Origin of the sequence: Dokdonia sp. R86516 (assembly GCF_044596715.1) — a bacterium.
GTDB lineage: Bacteria > Bacteroidota > Bacteroidia > Flavobacteriales > Flavobacteriaceae > Dokdonia.
The window spans coordinates 3,211,841-3,232,279 of sequence record NZ_CP138998.1; the positions used below are offsets into that span (position 1 = coordinate 3,211,841).

Genomic DNA, 20,439 nt, shown 5'->3' on the forward strand with positions numbered 1-20,439 from the left:
ACTAAAACACCTGAAAAATTTAACTAGAAAAGAAAATCACCAATTCACAATTAGAATAAATTTAGCCCATTTACCGAATGCTTGTAAATTATAAACTAACATATAATGTATTATGAAAAAGTATTTGCTCTCCTCTTTAATCGCGGCTGTTCTTCTTACGTCTTGTGAAGGAAATGTTAGATTTAACGCTAGTACAGACCATTTACCTAGTGTGGATGAAGTAAGCCTTACAGCTGTAGGAATGCTAGAAAAAGAGTCTTTTGTATTTACAGTTTCTGAAGTTTCCTTTTTAAATGCGTTTCAGGCAAAAGCACGAACACTGGGCCTACAGCTTGTTCCATCATCATTAAAGGTGATAGATGTAGAAGGTAATAAGTATTTACGAGTATTTAGCAACGACAACTACGTATCAACCTTTGCCTTAGAGCTAGATGAAAAAGGAACCTACAGCACAGGAGCAACGATGTGCACCTCACAAACCACCTTTGGCGAAGCTTGCTTACCAAATGGAATGCAATGTATAAAGTTTGTAGATGAATTTGGTGACACCTCTGAGGCAGACTGTATTAGATCAACAACCTTAAGAGATCAGCTGGCTTTTAACAATTAAGGAAGTTTCTAGTTGAGAATAATGAGTGCATAAAAAAACCTTCAACAGCTTGTGTTGAAGGTTTATATATTTTCGCGTAAGCGTAAAAAATATCTTAGCTATTTTCTTGCTCTCTTTTAAGCTTGCGCTCTTCTCTTTTCTCTTTCATAAATTCAATAAATGAACCTCCTACCCAGTAAGGGATTACAAATGTGAGAAGGAATATCATTAACCAAAATCCTATAGTAAGGATAGTTAAAAATGCGAGAAAACCTAAATATTGGTCAAAATCGAACATAGGATCGTGTCTTTTCTTGTTTGCAGCAAAGATAGTTGATATTATTTATTTTTCACAAGAGAAAAAACACATTTATTGACAGCTTATCAACGATGTGAAATGAAGCCAAATGTTTAAATTTGTGTACCAATTTTAACACATTCAATTATGGAATATAGAATCGAGAAAGATACGATGGGCGAGGTAAAAGTACCCGCAGATAAATTATGGGGAGCTCAAACAGAGCGCTCAAGAAACAATTTTAAAATAGGTGCTCCTGCGTCTATGCCTATCGAGGTTGTACATGGTTTTGCGATTCTTAAAAAAGCAGCTGCTTACACTAACTGTGAGCTAGGTGTCCTTTCTACCGAAAAAAGAGATCTTATTGCACAAGCCTGTGATGAAATTCTTACAGGAATGCATGACGATCAGTTCCCACTAGTAATCTGGCAAACGGGCTCTGGAACTCAAAGTAACATGAATGTAAACGAGGTGATTGCAAATCGTGCTCACCAACTAGCAGGAAAAGTAATAGGCGAAGGCGAAAAAACACTCGCTCCTAACGATGACGTAAATAAATCACAATCTTCTAACGATACATTCCCTACTGGAATGCATATCGCAGGATATAAAAAAGTAGTTGAGACTACAATCCCTGGAGTACGTAAATTAAGGGATACCCTTAAAGCGAAAGCAGAAGCCTTTAAAGACGTGGTTAAGATAGGGCGTACGCACTTAATGGATGCTACTCCACTTACACTAGGTCAAGAATTTTCTGGTTATGTATCGCAACTTGATCATGGTCTAAAAGCGCTAGACAATACGCTTGACCACCTTTCTGAGCTTGCATTAGGTGGTACAGCAGTAGGAACTGGTCTTAATACTCCAAAAGGATATGCTGAGCTTGTAGCGTCTTATATGGCAGATTTTTCTGGACACCCTTTCCGCACTGCCGAAAATAAATTTGAAGCACTTGCTGCACACGATGCTATCGTTGAAACGCACGGAGCTCTCAAACAACTTGCAGTATCTCTCAATAAAATTGCAAATGATATTAGAATGCTAGCTTCTGGACCACGTAGTAGTATTGGAGAAATTTCAATTCCTGCAAACGAGCCTGGATCATCTATAATGCCTGGTAAGGTAAATCCTACGCAATGTGAAGCCATAACAATGGTGTGTGCGCAAGTAATGGGTAACGATGTTGCTATAGGTGTAGGAGGTATGCAAGGACATTATGAACTTAATGTTTTTAAACCTATGATGGCTGCAAACTTACTACAGTCTGCACAGCTTATAGGTGATGCGTGTGTATCATTTGCAGATCATTGTGCTTCAGGTATAACACCTAACAATGAGCGTATTAAAGAGCTTCTAGATAACTCACTAATGCTAGTGACTGCTTTAAATACTAAGATAGGATATTACAAAGCGGCAGAGATTGCAAACACCGCTCATAAAAACGGAACTACACTTAAAGTAGAAGCTATCAACCTAGGATATGTAACTGCAGAAGAATTTGACGAATGGGTACGTCCTGAAGATATGGTCTAATTTTTGTACAACAAATATCGTTAAAATGCACTAAGAACCCGACAAAGTTGTAACTTAGTGCGTTTTAACGTATTATTGTTTATCAAATTTTAAATCTAATGAAGATATTAATGGTTCTTTTGGCTTTGCTATGCATCAGTGCGGGCACTCCATTTGAATCTATTAATTACCTCAGAGATACAAGTGGTACACTTACCATAGATGAAGTTAAGAACACTAGCTTTAATACAACTACCTCAGATAACCTAGGAACAGAAAATGGTATTTACTGGTTTAAGATAGATGGTATAACTGCAGATAGAGAGATTCTCGAACTAAAATCTTCTCATGTTAATAATCTAGCATTATACGATTCTAATGGTAAAGAACTTAACATTATGAAGGATACACGTTTTCCTTCATATTTTTTAATCAAAAGAAATCTTGAATTCCCACTTTACCTCAAAGCAAATTTTCCAGTAGAAGCATATTTCCCTATTCACCACTCTGACGAATCTTCTTTTGCGAGTAGAGAAAAAAGAAGCTTACTAAGTATTGGTTTCTTTTACGGTACAGCAATAGCGCTCATCGTAGCAATTTTAGTGTTTTACTTTATAGTTAGAAACACGCAATTCCTATTTTTTGCTTTCTTAGTGCTTGCCGTTCTCTTAAGTATCCTTACAAAGGATAATGTTTTGTATTTATTTGGGATTAGTAGTGGCATATCTACATCTCTTGAAATATTTGGACATTATTTAGTAGGTCTTTCCGCTACTGGCTTTATGATGTTTTACTTACAAGTAAGACCGCATCAAATGTGGATCAAATATGCTATGCTCACACTGAGCACGCTGTCTACTATATTCCTAATTACTTATCTAATTAGTGATAACATCATTGGTTTTATAGGCGTAGATATTACGTGTATCGCAACCGTTATTTTAATGTGGGTATTGATGCTTATGATTGCAAAAGGAGCTCGTAAACTAATTCTTATAGGCGTTTATAGTATCAATATATTATTTCTAGCAGACTATTTTATTCTTCACATTTTTAATTTATCCTTTATAAATTATACACCTGCACAGGTTGCTGTAGCAGCATCTTTTAATTTTACACTTATCGCGATATTGTTACTTGTTTCTTTTAAGGACATCCAGAAAAAAAGTGTCTTGATGAAGCATAAATTAATGCTACATGTAAAGGAGATTAAAGAACTGAGTGCTTACAAGAACGTTCAAGATGCAGATGATAATTATATGGAATCTTTGATTTACCAATATGGTCTTGAAAACATGGAAGTGCGTATACTAAACGATATTTCTAAAGGACTCAGCAATGAGATGATTGCCCTAAAACACAGTCTATCTGATGACAAACTACAACAATTAACGAGCAGTCTTTATTCAAAACTTGGACTTGATAACGGTACTGATCTAAAGGACTTATCGTTCTAACTGGGTTTTAAAAGATGTGTTAAGTAGACACATTTTATTTCTAACCTACCTATCTATACTTTGTAAGTAAGAGCTCAAGATTTTCTTATAGTCATTCCCAGCTTTAATTGCGCATTATATTATTATTATACAAGATATGTACGAGTATAGCACTCGTATTAAAGTGCACAGCCATTAATTCAAGATAGAATTAATGGCTGTAAAATGCATATTCAAGTACTGTAGTCTTCTACGCTTTACTTTTATTCACGTAAAACTTTCTATATTTTCTATATGAGAAGAAACCTAACACAGACAATACGCCTAGAGTAACAAATATCTTTTGAGTAGCGATGTCCCCTCCACTCTGGTAAGCATGAAGCCCAGATAGGTAATAGTTTACTCCCCACCAAGTAAAGAGAATACTCCCTAGTGCAATAATAGATGAGAAATTAAACAGCCATCTTCCTCTTAGTCCTGGTATGAGCCTCATGTGTATGACGAAGGCATAAACAATAAGTGAGATAAGCGCCCAAGTTTCCTTAGGGTCCCAACCCCAGTAACGTCCCCAACTTTCATTTGCCCACTGTCCTCCTAAGAAAGTACCTATAGCAAGTAACACCATACCCACTGTAAGTGCAAGCTCATTAATAATGGTAATCTCTTTGATGCTGAGATCCATTCTCTCTTTATTCTTCTCTGTGGTAAAAATCATTAAAAATAGAGAGACAATACCTAAAATAGCACCAAGTATAAACGGACCATAACTCGCCACAATTACCGCCGTGTGAATCATAAGCCAGTAACTATTTAATACCGCTTGTAGATTGGCAATCTCTGGGTTCATCCAGTTTAACGAAGCTGCCCACAAAATAAATGCTCCTACAAAAGCAGTACTGGCAATGGTAAGCATACTATCTTTTCCAAAGGCTAGACCAAAGAATACTGTTGCCCATCCCACATACAATACAGACTCATAAGCATCACTCCATGGTGCGTGACCTGAAATATACCAACGCCATATAAGACCTCCGGTATGAACTATAAATAGCACAATGATAATAGCTGCTCCTAGTTTACCCATAAACGTTATAAACTTACTTGGGTTAAAAATTGCAGCAATTACAAAAATCATCATAAACACAGCTGCAAGCATATACATCCAGTATAGCTTAGTAAATACATCGTGCTCGTTGTAATATACCTCTGCTTCAATTTTTTCTTTTGAAGGCATGATATCATTACTATGCGTACGCTGGAATTTCTCTATACCAGCAAGCACTTTATCTGCATCAGAGTAGTCTCCAGACTGTCTTCCTTTTTGCAAGCTCATTAAATAAGCAGGAAATATTTGATTTGCAATCACAGAATCTGTGGCTCTGTATGCCGCATCTTTAACTTCTATAGGTGATATCCATTTATTATTAGGATCATTTGGTTTTGGGAAAATCTTTAAAATCTCCTTTACTAAGGTTCTATCTAGTAACCCTAGACGTTGATCCATTTCTGTAAGCTCCTTAGCTATTTTAGTTTGGTTAATTTCAGAATATGCATCTGCAAGGAATGGCCCTAACTTGTATTTAAAATCTGGAGTAAAGAAGTCCATCTGTTTGAAGTACTTTCTGTCTGATGGTACTCCTACAATATTACGTAGGCTGTCGTTACCTTTTTTGAGATAGATAAGCTCTGTAAATGTCCATATTTGAGGATTCTCAATCATGGAAAGCATTACTTGGTCTGCAGTAAGACCTTCATAAGTATCACTTCTACTCAGCTTACGTAAGAGCATACTAGAAAAGGTATTTACCGGCATCATACGCCCTCCATCTTCTTGTATCACTAGTTTCCCAAATTTTTGGGCATGCTCTAGTGGCACTGCATTCTCAACAATGAGTTTCTTAATTTCCTCCTGCGTAGGCATCGTTTGCTGGTGCGTTACCTCGCTGTGACCGTCTAAGCCTAATATATCTTCAATATTCTCACTACTGGTAGCAACCGTATCGCGCACCTCAACATTTCCGTTTGAGACTTCTGGTGCTTTGTTAGATAAATCTTCTTGTGCGTATCCCGCTTTCGCGAAAGCGAAAAACAACAACACTGCAGCTAGTTTTGCTTTTTTGATCTTGATTTTACCTAATCGCTTTTTGAGTTCGCCAAAACGAGATCCCTTGTCAAATAAAATCAACATCATTCCGATATAGAGTAAAAAGTATCCAATATACGTAACCCAAGTACCCAAAAAATCGTGACTTACAGAAAGAATAGTTCCACTCTCATCTGGTAAAAAGCTCGCTTGAAAAAAGCGAAAGCCTTTGTGGTCTAGTACGTGATTCATGTAAATATCATAATCAAAGTTCTCATCTCCATCCTCTACAGTTACTTTACTTTCGAACGATGAATAGCTATTTTCTGTTCCAGGGTAACGCTCTGCAATAAAATCATTGAGTTTTATAGCAAATGGTAAAGGCATTGCCTCACTTCCATAAGAAAGGTAAGCCGTAAGGCCACCCACTTCAACCTTCTTCTTGTCATTACTGTAACCTTTTCCTCCTAACAAGCCTACAGTTTTAGTCTCGCCATTTACAGTCACATCTACAAACAATGCATCTTCTTGGTTCTTCTCTGCTACTTCCTTTGCAACAATACCTGTACGCCCACGTATTGCAGGTTCTGGAATCACCAAGAGTTTTCCTCCTAAATTATATAATGCTCTTAATTTAAGTGGTTGTTCTACAGCTTCTGGAACTTCGCTTTTAGCTTGTGTAGCCATCACCGTTACATCACCGGCAAATGGTGATGAAAACGTATAGTTTTCTCCATCAAAGCCTATATTTATTGCCCCATCTGTAGGCTTATTAAAAGCATACAACACATTGTGAATATTTACTAGCTCCCCCTCTACTAGAAAGTGCTCATGACGCTGATTATCTGTACCAGTTTCTACAATCTTAAGATGCCAAAGTCCGTTTTCATCCTCTACAAAACCATCTTCTGCGCCATCAATAAACTTATTAAAATTGAAAGAAATATCTGTGTAATCATTTCGGTCTGTAGCGCTATGATTAAAACGCTCTGTCCATGAAAAATCGTTATCAAGACGTGGAGACAAAGACAACTCCTTTTTTAATGGGCGACGCATAGGCTGTCCATCACGCTCACCATCTAGAAACACATCTAGATATGTTTTCTCACTTAAAAATGTATTTTCAGATTCACCTTCCTCTATAACCATTACTCCCTCGTAACTTATATATTTTGTGATACCAGCTCCTATTAAAATAATGATAAAAGAGGCATGAAAAATAAGGGTGGTTATCTTCTCTTTACGCAATAATTTATAGCGAAAAATATTACCTACAAAGTTGATCACAAACATGATGTGAATTAGCGTGAACCACCAAGCATCATAAATCCAATATCTTGAGTAAGGAGTAGGAGAAGTTTCTTGCCCTTGATCTAAAAAGGTGCCTACTGCCATTGCGACAAAGTAAGCTATAAACAATATCCCCATCAGTCTTGTGGAGAATAAAATAGAGGCGATTTTCTTTTGCATAATACAGGCCAATTTTACCGTGTGCAAAGATAACCTACGAGGCTCGAAAAACCTTAGAGAGAGGCTTCATAAAAAATGAAAGCTGAGCACATTTAAAAAAGCCTATTTTTGCACCTATGATTGAAGTAAATATCGTCGGTACTGGTAATGTGGCTTGGCATCTTGCAAAGGCATTGGGCTCTCAAAATCAAGCTATACTTATGCAGGTTGCAGGTCGCTCTCATGAAAAGCTCAAAAACTTTAACAATATTGCTCGAGAAACCGTCACTATTGACCAACTCAAACCTGCAGATGTTACGATTATTGCCGTGAGTGATGATGCCATTAAAAGCATCTCTGAGCAGATTCCCTTTGATAACTCACTGGTGGTACATACTTCTGGATTTACTGCGATGAGTACGCTTTCGCGAAAGCATAACAAAGGAGTTTTTTATCCGCTGCAAAGTTTTTCTAAAGAAGACACATCGATAGACTTTACCGAGATCCCTATTCTCATAGAAGCCGATGATCAAAAAGATGAAAAAACCTTAAAGACCTTAGCAGCGATTATATCAAATAATGTACAAGTAATAAATAGTGAGCAACGCAGGCAATTGCACCTTGCTGCCGTATTTGCAAATAATTTTACAAATCACTGTTACACCATTGCACAAGAACTTTGTGACGTGCACGGTGTTCCTTTTGACACCTTGTATCCACTCATACAGAAAACTACCGAAAAAGCATTACACCAAGGACCTAAAAACAGTCAGACAGGTCCTGCAAAACGTGATGACAAACAGGTCATAGACCAACAGATTAATTTACTTACTGATCCTGATCATACAGCGGTTTATAAGAACATAACTAAAGCGATTACACATTTCTATGGAAAAGAGTTATAAAGAATACCTACACCAGATTACTACGTTTATATTTGATGTAGATGGAGTACTTACAGATGGATCATTACACATTACATCAAATGGGCAGATGCATCGCACCATGAATGTAAAAGACGGTTATGCTATGAAGGCTGCGCTAGAAGCGGGATACAACCTATGTATCATAAGTGGTGGTACTGACGAAGGCGTACGCTCGAGACTTCAAAAACTAGGCATAGAAGATATTGCACTAGGCGCACACCTTAAAATGGAACACCTACAAGCGTATATAGATAAAAAAAATATACGCCTAGAAAACATCCTCTACATGGGCGATGATATTCCTGATTTCCCGGTGATGAAAAAAGTAGGATTACCTTGTTGTCCTCAAGATGCCGTAAAAGAAATCAAAGAAATATCTAGCTATATTTCTCACAAAAAAGGTGGTCACGGCTGTGTGCGCGATGTGATTGAGCAAGTGCTTAAAGTGCAAAACAACTGGATGAAACAAATGGATGCTTCGGCACACTAACAATAAATTTGTGGCATACTTAAAAATCATAAGACCTTTTAATCTGTTTATGATTTTTATAACTCAGCTTATTTTAAAGTTGTCTTTGAGTTATTTGAGAGATGTAGGCACTCAGCTATCTTTTTTAGAGTTTGCGATACTATCTCTCGCTACGCTTTGTATAGCGGCTGCAGGATATATTCATAATGACATAATTGACATTAAAGCAGATCGTATCAACAAGCCTAATGAGATTTATGTAATTGACAACATCTCGACACGAAATGCCTACACCTACTGTATCTCACTGTGGAGCTTAGGAGTACTATTAGGCATTTATAGTTCGTTTATTTTAGGACATTGGGAGTATTCATTACTGTTTATAGGAGTGAGTGTAGCGCTCTATGGATATAACTCATACTTACAAAGAATTCCTATTCTGGGAAACGTTGTAACTAGTGGGCTGGTTGCTTTTTCGCTTGTCATTATATGGTTGTTTGAAGCCAAAGCTATTGAGCTTTCTGGAGTAGAACACATGCTCACAAAAGAAGGTCACACCCTATTTACTTTTGTTGTGGTACTTGCTTTTATGATTAACCTACTGCGAGAACTTGTAAAAGATGTACAAGACATAAATGGAGATTATGCTATGGAGTATCGCACATTACCTATAATAATTGGTAGTAAACGTACTATGCTTTTGTGCGCTCTCATTGCACTAGGGTTGTTGTTTAATAGTGCATTATTCACCTTTATATTTTCAGATGGGTCGCTACCTATCACTATCGTACTATTTATCTTTACAATAATCCCACTAGGATATATTGCCTCCCAATGCTGGAACGCAGAAAAAACATTAGATTATAAATTAATCGCTAGACTACTTAAAGGTTTAATGCTTTTAGGCATTCTCCTTTTTCCACTTATACTAATTATAGAACGCTATGCTTAAAGAAAAACTTAAAAATCACAACCTCATACTTGCCTCAGGATCTCCTAGGCGTCAAGATTTTTTTAAAGAATTAGGACTCGATTTTACTATAGATATTAAACCTGTAGATGAGATATTTCCAGAAGAGCTTGAAGGACCAGAAATTACAGATCACCTTGCTAGACTCAAAGCTTCTGCATTTTCAAATCTTAAAGCACAAGATATTCTTGTTACTAGTGATACCATTGTTTGGTTTAACGGAGTTGCTTTAAATAAACCTGAAGACCGCGATGAAGCCTATGCCATGATATCTGCACTTTCAGGCAGCACACACGAGGTAATAACATCTGTCGCATTTACTACTGCTACTGCACAAACGGTCACTAATGACACAACAAAAGTGACATTTAAAGACCTCACTGAAGAAGAAATAGACTATTATATAGACAATTTCCAGCCGTATGATAAGGCAGGTGGTTACGGTATTCAAGAATGGTTTGGCTACATTGCAGTGACCAGCATAGAGGGATCTTACTTCAATGTCATGGGAATGCCGCTTCATAAAGTTTATGAAACGTTAATGCTGCTCGCAGACTCATAGTATTTCTGTAATTTTAATATTAAAATTTATATCATGTCTATATCCACAAAACAACATCAAGCATATCGAAGTACATTCTTAATAGGTAGCGCTTTAGTCGTTGTTGCTATGATTTTTGGTTGTAAGAACAATGATAAAAATGATACCGCTTTCGCGAAAGCGGACACCGCAACAAGCATTAATACGCTACCAATATCACAGCGCTCCATCTCACAAGAGTGGAAAGACTACTGGTATGCTGGAACTGCCGAAATCACTAGCTACGAGTTACAGCAAGCTCGTTATGGCGAGTTACGGGAAGGAACAGCAGCACTTATTTTTGTAACTGAAGATTTTTTGCCAGAAAAACAAGTAAAAGCAGATAACCAAGACAACAATAATATCCCTATTATCAAGTTAAATGCTACTAAAAATTTTGTGACAGGCATTTATCCGTATTCCATTATGAGTAGTACATTTTTACCAGTAAATGAGGAGTTGCACGCTATTAAGGTCTCACAAAGTATGCAAGAATGGTGTGGTAATACGTACACTCAACTCAATAACAGAGATCAATTTGAGGTGCAGATTCACTCTTATTTTGAAAGCAGAGCAGATGAGGAATATACTTTAGACAAAGCAGTATTAGAAAATGAATTGTGGGCATTATTGCGCATCGACCCTACCTTATTACCTACTGGGAGTTTTACAAGTATTCCAGACGTTTCTTATGCCGCGATGACGCACACTCCTATAAAAGCTTATAATGTTACTGGAAGCTTAACAGCAACTTCATACACACTTAATTATCCATCATTAGACAGAACACTTACAATAAACTTTTCTAGTGATTTCCCACACCAGATTGAAGGTTGGGAAGAGACCTATCCAGACGGTCGTGGTGGAGATAAAATGACCACAACAGCTACTAAGATGAAAACAATCAGAAGTGCCTACTGGGGTAAAAAAACTAAAGAGGATGAGGCGTTACGTAAAGAACTTGGCTTATAATGATTAGAAAAAAAATTAAAAGTAAAGTAAACGCTTTAGTGAGAAATAATATTACTAGGGAGACCGTGAAAGAGAAACTCTCTCACGCTCCTGGTCATGTAATCTACACAGGCAATAAAGCGCAAAAGGCTGTAAGTATTGACGTCTTTGACTATAACGATGATTATCTGGATGAGGAAACACTTGCACGCCTAGAAGAATATCACAAGGATACCGATGAAAAGACTGTAACTTGGATTAATATTAATGGTCTAAGTGATACCGTTGCACTTACACAAATTGCAGAGCGTTATAACTTGCACCCTCTAGTGATGGAAGACGTTGCAAACACTAGCCAGCGACCTAAACTAGATGAGTATGGCGACCACCTTTTTATCGTCTTTAAAATGCTGTACTATGATGATCAAAATCAGCTCAATGTTGAGCACATAAGTTTAATTTTAGGCAAGACGTATCTGATATGTTTACAAGAATATGATGGTGACGTTTTTGACGGAGTGCGAGAACGCATAAGACACGCCAAGGGTAGAGTGCGCTCTAATGGAGCAGATTATCTCACCTATGCGATTATGGATGCCGTTATTGACCATTACTTTATTATCATCGAGCAATTGAGTAATAAAATAGAAGAACTAGAAGATAAAATTTACACAGACACCTCAAAAAACTACTCTCAAGAAATTCAGAGTCTTAAAAAAGAAGTCATACAAGTAAGACGTTCTATATTTCCTTTACGTGAAGTGGTAAATAAGCTTGAAAAAGTAGATAATCATCTTATTCTTAAGAAAACGCAGATATTTGTAAGAGACTTATATGATCACACCATTCAAGTAATCGAGACCGTAGAAGTGTACCGTGATACCATTACTGGACTAATGGATATGAACTCTACTAACATTGCAAACCGAATGAATGAAGTGATGAAGGTGCTTACCATCATCGCTACCATTTTTATACCTATGACCTTTCTTGCAGGTATTTACGGGATGAATTTTGAACATATCCCAGAGCTAGCTATCAAAGGTGGTTACTATTATTTCTGGGCAGCTATGATTGTTATTTTTGTTGCATCACTCATTTACTTTAAGCGTAAAAAATGGCTCTAATTTATGGAATTGTTTAGACCCGAGATTGTACAGAGTGCATTTACACTAGGTGTGTTTATAATACTGCGCATCATTATCTCTTATTTTGTGCGCCGCTTTTCTGAGCGTAAAAACAAAGTAAAGAAGCGTGCAAATCTTATTATGAAATATGTAGACGCAGTGCTTTTAATCATTGCGTTCATCATAAGTATACTAATTTGGGGAATTAAAATTAAGGACATTGGAGTCATTGCGAGCTCTGTTTTTGCTATTATAGGTGTTGCCTTTTTTGCGCAGTGGTCAGTGCTAAGTAATCTTACATCTGGGGTGATTATCTTTTTTACACTTCCTTACAAAATAGGTGACCGTATAAAAATTCACGACAAAGATTTTCCTATCATCGCGATTATAGAAGACATCAAGGCGTTTCACACTAATTTACGTACCTCTGATGGCGGACTACACACCTACCCAAACAGTTTAATTCTTCAAAAAGGAATCACACTTGTAGAGGAGGGAATCTCTACAAATATCTTAGAGCAGAATCAACAAATGGACGAGGATGATCCCTTTAATAAGCCAGTATAGATTGTTAAAGAAACCTTAAAGAACTTAGGCTACCTTTCATATTCGGTATATTTGAGAAGTATCAAACTCCTCATTATTATGCGTAAATCCTATGTGATTTTAGCCCTTTTATTTGTCTTTGCTTTCGCGAAAATATCTGCTCAAGGCATTACCGTTCAACCTGTTAAACCAACGGCTAGCGAGATATACCAAGACCTTCAAAAACTCAACTTTCTAGGCTCCGTACTCTACGTCGCTGCTCATCCTGATGATGAGAATACTACCGCTATCTCTTATTTTGCAAACACAGTCAAAGCTAGAACTGCCTATTTATCATTGACTAGAGGTGATGGTGGTCAAAATATTATAGGTCCAGAATTACGCGAACTGCTTGGCGTGATACGTACTAACGAACTACTTGCTGCACGAGCTACAGATGGTGGAGAGCAGCGATTTACACGAGCAAATGACTTTGGATACTCAAAACATCCCGATGAGACGCTGGCTATATGGAACAAGGAAGAAGTTCTAGGTGACGTAGTCTGGGCAATACGAACTTTCAAACCTGATGTGATTATCAACCGCTTTAATCATAGAACACCAGGGAGTACACACGGGCATCATACATCAAGCGCAATGCTATCTGTTGAAGCTTTTGACCTTGCCGGTGACAATTCAAAATATAAAGATCAGTTACAATATACAGACACTTGGAAACCTAGCAGACAGTTTTTTAATACCTCTTGGTGGTTCTATGGAAGTAGAGAAAAATTTGAAGCAGCAGATAAATCTAATCTGGTAAAAGTAGATGTAGGTACCTACTACCCTAGCCTAGGACTTTCTAATACAGAAATCTCTTCACTTAGTAGAAGTCAGCACAAGTCTCAAGGTTTTGGAAATACGGGAAGCCGTGGTACAGAAGACACCTATTTTGAATTATTACGTGGTGAGATGCCAACTAATAACGACGTTTTTCAAGGAATCAATACAACTTGGACACGTGTAAAAGGAGGTGAAGCCATTAAAACAATATTGGACCAAGTCGTTAAAGACTATGACTTTACTGCTCCAGAAAAGAGTATTCCTGAGCTAGCTAAAGCATATGCACTTATACAGCAATTAGATAATGCTCACTGGAAAGCTATTAAATCTAAAGAACTGCAAGATATTATCACTGCCTGCGCAGGTATTTATCTAGAAGCAGCTGCAAATACTGGTTATGCAACTCTAGGAAGCGAAGTAACATTAAAACTTGAAGCGATAAACAGGAGTATGCAATCTGTAGTTCTTAACAGCGTAGTTGTTACATCAAATAATCAACAACTAGCTAGCAACAGACCGCTAGCTAACAATACACCACTTTCTACAGAAGCAACGGTTACCATAGATGATTCTTTTAAAGATACTTCTGCATACTGGTTACGTGAAGAAGGAACATTAGGAATGTACCGAGTAGATGATCGCACTATGATAGGTAAACCAGAAACTCCACAACAAAACACAGTGAAGTTTGACCTCACGATTGCTGGCGTACCTATCACAATAGAAAAACCAATTATCTATAAATACAATGATCGCGTGAAGGGCGAAGTGTATGAGCCTTTTGAAATCGTGCCAGCAGTTTCATCAAAGCTAGACTCGAAGGTTATTATTTTCGCGAAAGCGGAATCAAAAAATATTCCCGTAACGGTTACAGCGCATCAAGATAATTTTAGCGGAACCGTATCTCTCACTGCTCCTAGTGGATGGACCATCACACCAAAAAGTGCAAACGTAGCCATCGCATTGAAAGGTACAGAACAGCAAGTTATGTTCTCTGTGACACCTCCTAGCACTGATAGTGAAGGAGATCTCACTCCCGTAGTCACCGCCGGAAATAAATCGTACACCAAGGAGCTTGTAACAATAGATTATGCACACATCCCGTTGCAGTCGCTATTTTTACCTAACAAAGCAAAGATTGTACGACTTGATATCGAGCGTAAAGGGGATTATATAGGGTACATTCAAGGTGCTGGAGATGCAGTGCCAGATAATCTCACACAAATAGGCTACCAAGTAGCTATTGTAGAACCTAGCACTATCACACCAGAACTACTTGCGCAATTTGATGCAGTGGTGGTAGGCATACGAGCTTATAATGTAGTAGACGAGATGCAAGCAAAGCAGCCACTTTTACTCGACTATGTCAAGTCTGGTGGAACGCTTATCGCACAATACAATACGTCTGGTCGCTGGGGCAACACAAAAATAGGTGCTCCTTATGAGATGCAGCTCAGTAGAGACCGTGTGACGGATGAGAATAGCGAAGTGAGAATCCTTGCTGAAAATCATCCTATCATGAATTTCCCAAACAAGCTCACTCAAAAAGATTTTGAAGGGTGGACTCAAGAACGTGGCCTTTATTTTCCAAACAAGTGGGATGAAGCCTATACTCCTATTCTGTCTATGAATGATAAAGGAGAAACGGCAAAGGATGGTAGTTTACTAGTCGCTCCATACGGTGACGGTCACTACATTTATACAGGCTTGAGCTTTTTTAGAGAACTACCGGCAGGAGTGTCTGGAGCTTATAAATTATTTGCAAATATGCTGAGTATAGGAAAGCAAGAAAAGAGCGAGATAAAGCAATGAAAAATGTATCCAAATACCCATGGAAAAAGAAGTACACCATAGTACTGCTGGTCAATCTAGCTTACATTATCGTGTTTTATCTATTAATGACCTCATTCTCTTAATATGGAAATAATAGATTGGGCAGTACTAGCATTCACGCTCATTTTTATAGTTGTTTATGGAACCTATAAAACACAAGGCAGTAAGAACGCAGAAGAATATATAAGAGGTGGTAATACCTCAAAATGGTGGACCGTAGGCCTTTCTGTAATGGCTACGCAAGCAAGTGCCATTACATTTTTATCTACCACAGGTCAAGGATTTTATGACGGCATGGGGTTTGTCCAGTTTTATTTTGGGCTTCCTATTGCGATGATTGTTATTTGTTTGGTTTTTATACCTATCTATCACAAGCTAAAGGTTTTTACAGCCTATGAATATCTAGAAAGTCGTTTTGATTTAAAAACGAGATCACTCGCAGCTATCTTATTTTTAATACAGCGTAGTCTCGCTGCAGGGATTACCATTTATGCACCAGCTATTATCCTCTCGGCAGTATTGGGTTGGGATCTTACTACGCTCAATATTATCATAGGTATTGTTGTGATTATCTATACCGTTTCTGGTGGCACAAAAGCCGTAAGTATTACTCAGAAACAGCAAATGGCGGTGATTTTTGCTGGTATGGCAATTGCCTTTTACCTTATTCTTGATAAACTTCCAGAGAACATCAGTTTTACAGATGCATTAAGTATTGCTGGTGCCGGAGAAAAAATGAATCTATTAGATTTCTCTTTTGATTTAAGTAATAGATACACGGTGTGGACTGGTTTATTAGGAGGTACCTTTTTAATGCTTTCATACTTTGGTACAGATCAAAGTCAAGTGCAACGCTACCTTTCTGGAAAGAATGTAAAGGAAATGCAAATGGGTCTTCTCTTTAACGGAGCCTTAAAAATCCCGATGCAGTTCTTTATTCTCTTAGTAGGAGTTATGGTTTTTGTTTTTTATCAGTTTAATAGTGCGCCGCTACATTTTAACCCTGCCGCGACCGAAGCCGTAAAAACATCAATCTATGCGAGCGAATTTGAATCCCTAGAACAACAACTTGCACAAAACCAAAACAATCAAAAAGAAGCTGCCTTTAATTATGCTCAGGATCCTACTCTAGATATTTATGAAGAAGACGGCACTCAAAAATCCTTAATAGATAAATACGAAGGTATTGATAAAGAAATAAGATCTGTAGGTAAAGTGCTCATAGCAAAAGCCGCTCCAGAGGTAGAAAATAACGACAAGGATTACGTCTTTATACACTTTATACTCAATAACCTTCCTAACGGACTAATAGGCTTACTACTTGCTGTAATACTCAGCGCTGCAATGTCATCTACCGCGTCAGAACTTAATGCACTAGGAGCCACCACCGCTGTAGATCTTTACAAGCGTAATTACAGAGGGACTATGACAGACCGACATTACGTGCGCAGCACAAAAGGCTTTACACTCATGTGGGGCGTGCTCGCAATTATCGTGGCTTGTACGGCAAGTCTATTTGAAAACTTAATCCAGCTAGTAAATATTATAGGTTCTATCTTTTACGGTAATATTCTCGGGATATTCTTACTCGCATTCTTTATCAAATTTGTAAAAAGTAATGCCGTTTTCATAGCAGCACTCATCACGCAAGTAATTATTATTATCGTTTACGGACTCATACATTTTGAGATTATAGAATTCCCGTATTTATGGCTCAACGTTGTAGGATGCGCCCTCGTAATGGGACTAGCGATGCTACTACAAGTAAGCTTTGGAGGTTCTCAAGATGAGTAGCAATGTGTAATTATGCTTTCGCGAAAATGTGAAGTAAAAAAATTGTATCGCTGTAATTAAATACGACCTGCATGACTAAAGAAACTAACTGGGCAATACTAGGCTGTGGAAAAATAGCTGACAAATTTGCGAACGATGTACAACTTACTCAAGGTGCACATCTTTATGCTGTAGCAAGTAGAAATCTTGACAATGCAACAGCTTTTAAGGATACTCATAACGCGACTATCGCATATGGTAGCTATGAGGAAATGCTTCTAGACCCTAAAGTAGATATCGTTTACATTGCTACACCTCACATGTTTCACAAAGAGCAAACGCTTTTATGTCTCAAGCATAAGAAAGCAGTGCTTTGCGAGAAAGCTTTTGCCATGAATCTTGAAGAAGTTGAGGAAATGATTGCTTTCGCGAAAGCGCAACAAATCTTTTTAATGGAAGCCCTATGGACAAACTTCTTACCTCATTTTCAATTTGTACTTGATACGGTTAAAAATGGAGATTTAGGAAAGATCACAAACCTTACTGCCGATTTTGGTTTTGATGCAATTTATGATGTAAATGCCCGACTGTATAATAAATCACTTGGTGGCGGTAGTTTACTAGATGTAGGCATTTACCCAGTGTTTGCCGCACTAACACTTTTAGGATATACTGAAAATATAAGTGCCCAGGCTTTAATAGGTCCCTCAGGTGTAGATCATCATTGCTCTATGCAATTAGAATATCCTAGTCAAGTACAAGCAGATCTATTTTCGGCTATTGATGAGAAAACAGACACTACTTGTCACATCACTTTAGAGCATGGCGAAATACAGATAAACAGCCGTTTTCATGAACCAACTAATGTGACGATCATTACCAATGGTACTTCAAAAACATATGATTTCCCAATTCCAAAAGGTGTAAATGGGTATCATTATGAGATACTGCACTGCCAGAAAATGCTTGAAAGTAATAAAACAGAGAGTGATATTATGACTTTCCGCAAGAGTACAGATCTTATTAAAATGCTAGATAACGTTAGAAAAAATATTGGACTAGTATACTGATATATAGCTGCAAACGGATTTAGATTACAAATTTTTACAGTTCGGTCATTGATTTTTACAGTTGGGTAATGGAAGATTGTTTTCGCGAAAGCGTGATGATACATTTACATCATCAACAAAAAACAATAACTATCTAATACTACCAATTATGAGAACAATTATCTTTTTATTACTCGCAGCTGTTTCATCAATTTCTTTTGGACAAGAAACAGAAGGAGTTACCATCACGGTAACCATTCCTAACTTAACTAATAATGACGGTTCTGCCTCTGCAGCACTATATAACGAGGCAACTTTTATGAAGGCAGCGCCTTTGGCTTCTCAAGCAGCAACACCAGAAAACAATAAGGTTACCTTAGTTTTTGAAAATGTACAACCTGGAGATTACGGAATTATCACGCTACATGATCAAAATGGAAATAACCGTATGGATTTTGAAGCAAACGGGATGCCTAAAGAAGATTATGCAACTTCTGGTAGTGGTACAGGCTTTGGACCTCCTAGCTGGAACAATGCAAAATTTACGGTAGGTACAGAAGATGTAGAACTAGAAATTAAAATGTAATATTAGTTTCTTCATATGACAAAGCCAGCAGTAATCTGTTGGCTTTTTTTTGCTATAAGAAAAAACTTATAAATTGATGTTGTACATAGGTACACTCAATGATTTTCTTACTTTTGTGTTATAAATTACAACATGACTATCACTCAACTCAAATACGTGCTTGCGGTAGCAGAGCACCAAAATTTTACTAGAGCAGCGCAAAAGACATTTGTTACTCAGCCCACGCTAAGTATGCAAATACAAAAGCTTGAGGATGAACTAGACATCCTTATTTTTGACCGTAGTAAGAAGCCCATAGAACTTACAGAAATAGGATCAAAAATTGTCCACCAAGCACGTAATATTGTTAACGAGGCAAATCGTATTACTGATATTGTAGATCAACAAAAGGGCTATATAGGAGGAGAGTTTAAACTGGGAGTGATCCCTACAGTAATGCCTACGCTACTCCCTATGTTTCTCACTAATTTTATAAAAAAATATCCTAAGGTTAAGCTCAAGATTGAAGAGCTTAACACAGATCAAATCATGGAAAAGCTTGAGGAAGGTCATCTAGACGCAGCCATTGCTGCTACTCCTCTTGAAAACCCTATGATTAAAGAGAGACCTCTTTATTACGAACCCTTTGTTGCCTATGTACCACAAAATCATAGACTCAACAATAAGGAAATCTTAGAGACCACAGATCTAGATATGCAAGACATGCTTGTACTTGAGGACGGACACTGTTTTAGAGATGGTGTAATAAATCTATGTGCAACGCCTAGAAATATGAATAATGAGAAATTCTCATTAGAAAGTGGAAGTTTTGAAACGCTCGTAAAACTAGCAAATGAAGGATTAGGTATGACGCTTTTACCTTACTTGCACACACTTGACATACCTGTAAAAGAGCAAGAGCTTTTTAAATCATTTAAGGAACCTTCTCCAGCTAGGGAGATAAGTATTATCTATCATAAGAGCGAACTTAAAATACAAATTATAGAAGCCTTAAGGTCTACCATTGCTGGCGTAGTAAAAGGTGCTATTACCTTTCAAAACGTTCAAATTATAAGTCCTATTTCAAAATAAGACGTATTATATTGAAAAAGCCCCAATAATGGGGCTTTTTTTATGGTTTTAAATAAATTAGACAATGACCGAGATCAGGATTGGTTTTAATCAATGCATTGATCCAGATTCTAAGTTCATCTATTTCATAAGGTAATAGTCGTTTAATTGCTTTCTCTAATTCTTTACAAAATAGTGAGCTATCAAAACTTACCTTATCTAAAATAGTTTTTGTGTATTCAAACATTGCTCTCGCCATATTCGAAGGGTTTTATAGGGTTAGATTATAAAAAGTAGTTTGATGCTATAAGCGTTATTTTATAATATTGAACTCACTAAATATAAGATATAAAAAGGGATAATACACGTGTTTGAGTATATTTCGCTCTC

The 20,439-nt window shown here is 37.3% G+C and carries 18 protein-coding genes; 15 read left to right on the plus strand and 3 right to left on the minus strand.

Annotated elements, in window-relative coordinates:
- Positions 1 to 112 precede the first annotated feature (112 nt).
- Positions 113 to 610, plus strand: a complete 498-nt coding sequence (locus SJY23_RS14360) for a hypothetical protein (protein ID WP_396596881.1) — start codon at positions 113 to 115, stop codon at positions 608 to 610.
- Positions 611 to 704: 94 nt separating this feature from the next.
- On the opposite strand, the gene SJY23_RS14365 is transcribed toward SJY23_RS14360, so the two are convergent.
- Positions 705 to 887 carry a hypothetical protein gene (locus tag SJY23_RS14365; protein WP_013751789.1) on the minus strand — a complete coding sequence of 61 codons (183 nt, stop codon included), beginning with the start codon at positions 885 to 887 and terminating at the stop codon, positions 705 to 707.
- A gap of 147 nt (positions 888 to 1,034) precedes the next feature.
- Here SJY23_RS14365 and fumC point away from each other — a divergent pair, with 147 nt between their 5' ends.
- The gene (gene fumC / locus SJY23_RS14370; protein ID WP_035336502.1) at positions 1,035 to 2,420 is read left to right on the plus strand and encodes a class II fumarate hydratase; all 1,386 of its coding nucleotides are present in this window, start codon (positions 1,035 to 1,037) and stop codon (positions 2,418 to 2,420) included.
- Between the two features lie 98 nt (positions 2,421 to 2,518).
- The gene (locus SJY23_RS14375; RefSeq protein ID WP_396596882.1) at positions 2,519 to 3,856 is read left to right on the plus strand and encodes a 7TM-DISM domain-containing protein; all 1,338 of its coding nucleotides are present in this window, start codon (positions 2,519 to 2,521) and stop codon (positions 3,854 to 3,856) included.
- A 229-nt stretch (positions 3,857 to 4,085) separates the two neighbouring features.
- Here the strand turns inward: SJY23_RS14375 and ccsA are convergent, their stop codons facing one another.
- Complete coding sequence (gene ccsA, locus SJY23_RS14380) at positions 4,086 to 7,388, minus strand: cytochrome c biogenesis protein CcsA (RefSeq protein ID WP_396596883.1); 3,303 nt, start codon at positions 7,386 to 7,388, stop codon at positions 4,086 to 4,088.
- Between the two features lie 116 nt (positions 7,389 to 7,504).
- Between ccsA and SJY23_RS14385 the strand changes: the two genes are divergently transcribed.
- The 12 genes from SJY23_RS14385 (at position 7,505) to SJY23_RS14440 (ending at position 20,070) form a co-directional block, all read left to right on the plus strand.
- Positions 7,505 to 8,272, plus strand: coding sequence for a Rossmann-like and DUF2520 domain-containing protein (locus SJY23_RS14385; RefSeq protein ID WP_396596884.1), 768 nt, complete (start codon positions 7,505 to 7,507; stop codon positions 8,270 to 8,272).
- A complete protein-coding gene (locus SJY23_RS14390) occupies positions 8,256 to 8,783 on the plus strand; it encodes a KdsC family phosphatase (RefSeq protein WP_396596885.1) in 528 nt (175 codons plus the stop codon). The genes SJY23_RS14385 and SJY23_RS14390 overlap by 17 nt, the downstream gene beginning before the upstream one ends.
- A 10-nt stretch (positions 8,784 to 8,793) precedes the next feature.
- Entirely contained in the window at positions 8,794 to 9,714 is a 921-nt protein-coding gene (locus tag SJY23_RS14395) for a geranylgeranylglycerol-phosphate geranylgeranyltransferase (RefSeq protein WP_396596886.1), read from the plus strand.
- Positions 9,707 to 10,294 carry a Maf-like protein gene (locus SJY23_RS14400; RefSeq protein WP_396596887.1) on the plus strand — a complete coding sequence of 196 codons (588 nt, stop codon included), beginning with the start codon at positions 9,707 to 9,709 and terminating at the stop codon, positions 10,292 to 10,294. Before SJY23_RS14395 ends, SJY23_RS14400 begins: the two co-directional genes overlap by 8 nt.
- A 33-nt stretch (positions 10,295 to 10,327) precedes the next feature.
- Positions 10,328 to 11,284 (plus strand): septum formation inhibitor Maf, encoded by a 957-nt coding sequence (locus SJY23_RS14405; RefSeq protein WP_396596888.1) that lies wholly within the window; start codon positions 10,328 to 10,330, stop codon positions 11,282 to 11,284.
- Positions 11,284 to 12,390, plus strand: coding sequence for a magnesium/cobalt transporter CorA (corA, locus tag SJY23_RS14410; protein WP_396596889.1), 1,107 nt, complete (start codon positions 11,284 to 11,286; stop codon positions 12,388 to 12,390). The genes SJY23_RS14405 and corA overlap by 1 nt, the downstream gene beginning before the upstream one ends.
- A 3-nt stretch (positions 12,391 to 12,393) precedes the next feature.
- On the plus strand, positions 12,394 to 12,957 hold the full coding sequence (locus tag SJY23_RS14415; protein WP_035336490.1) for a mechanosensitive ion channel domain-containing protein: 564 nt from the start codon (positions 12,394 to 12,396) through the stop codon (positions 12,955 to 12,957).
- A 78-nt stretch (positions 12,958 to 13,035) separates the two neighbouring features.
- A complete protein-coding gene (locus SJY23_RS14420) occupies positions 13,036 to 15,570 on the plus strand; it encodes a PIG-L family deacetylase (RefSeq protein ID WP_396596890.1) in 2,535 nt (844 codons plus the stop codon).
- Between the two features lie 105 nt (positions 15,571 to 15,675).
- Complete coding sequence (locus SJY23_RS14425; protein WP_396596891.1) at positions 15,676 to 17,385, plus strand: sodium:solute symporter; 1,710 nt, start codon at positions 15,676 to 15,678, stop codon at positions 17,383 to 17,385.
- 71 nt (positions 17,386 to 17,456) lie between these two features.
- On the plus strand, positions 17,457 to 18,434 hold the full coding sequence (locus tag SJY23_RS14430) for a Gfo/Idh/MocA family protein (RefSeq protein ID WP_396596892.1): 978 nt from the start codon (positions 17,457 to 17,459) through the stop codon (positions 18,432 to 18,434).
- A 148-nt stretch (positions 18,435 to 18,582) separates the two neighbouring features.
- The gene (locus SJY23_RS14435; RefSeq protein WP_396596893.1) at positions 18,583 to 18,999 is read left to right on the plus strand and encodes a DUF2141 domain-containing protein; all 417 of its coding nucleotides are present in this window, start codon (positions 18,583 to 18,585) and stop codon (positions 18,997 to 18,999) included.
- A 132-nt stretch (positions 19,000 to 19,131) separates the two neighbouring features.
- A complete protein-coding gene (locus SJY23_RS14440) occupies positions 19,132 to 20,070 on the plus strand; it encodes a hydrogen peroxide-inducible genes activator (protein WP_035336482.1) in 939 nt (312 codons plus the stop codon).
- Positions 20,071 to 20,110: 40 nt separating this feature from the next.
- Here the strand turns inward: SJY23_RS14440 and SJY23_RS14445 are convergent, their stop codons facing one another.
- Positions 20,111 to 20,308 carry a hypothetical protein gene (locus SJY23_RS14445; protein ID WP_035336481.1) on the minus strand — a complete coding sequence of 66 codons (198 nt, stop codon included), beginning with the start codon at positions 20,306 to 20,308 and terminating at the stop codon, positions 20,111 to 20,113.
- Between the last annotated feature and the right edge of the window lie 131 nt (positions 20,309 to 20,439).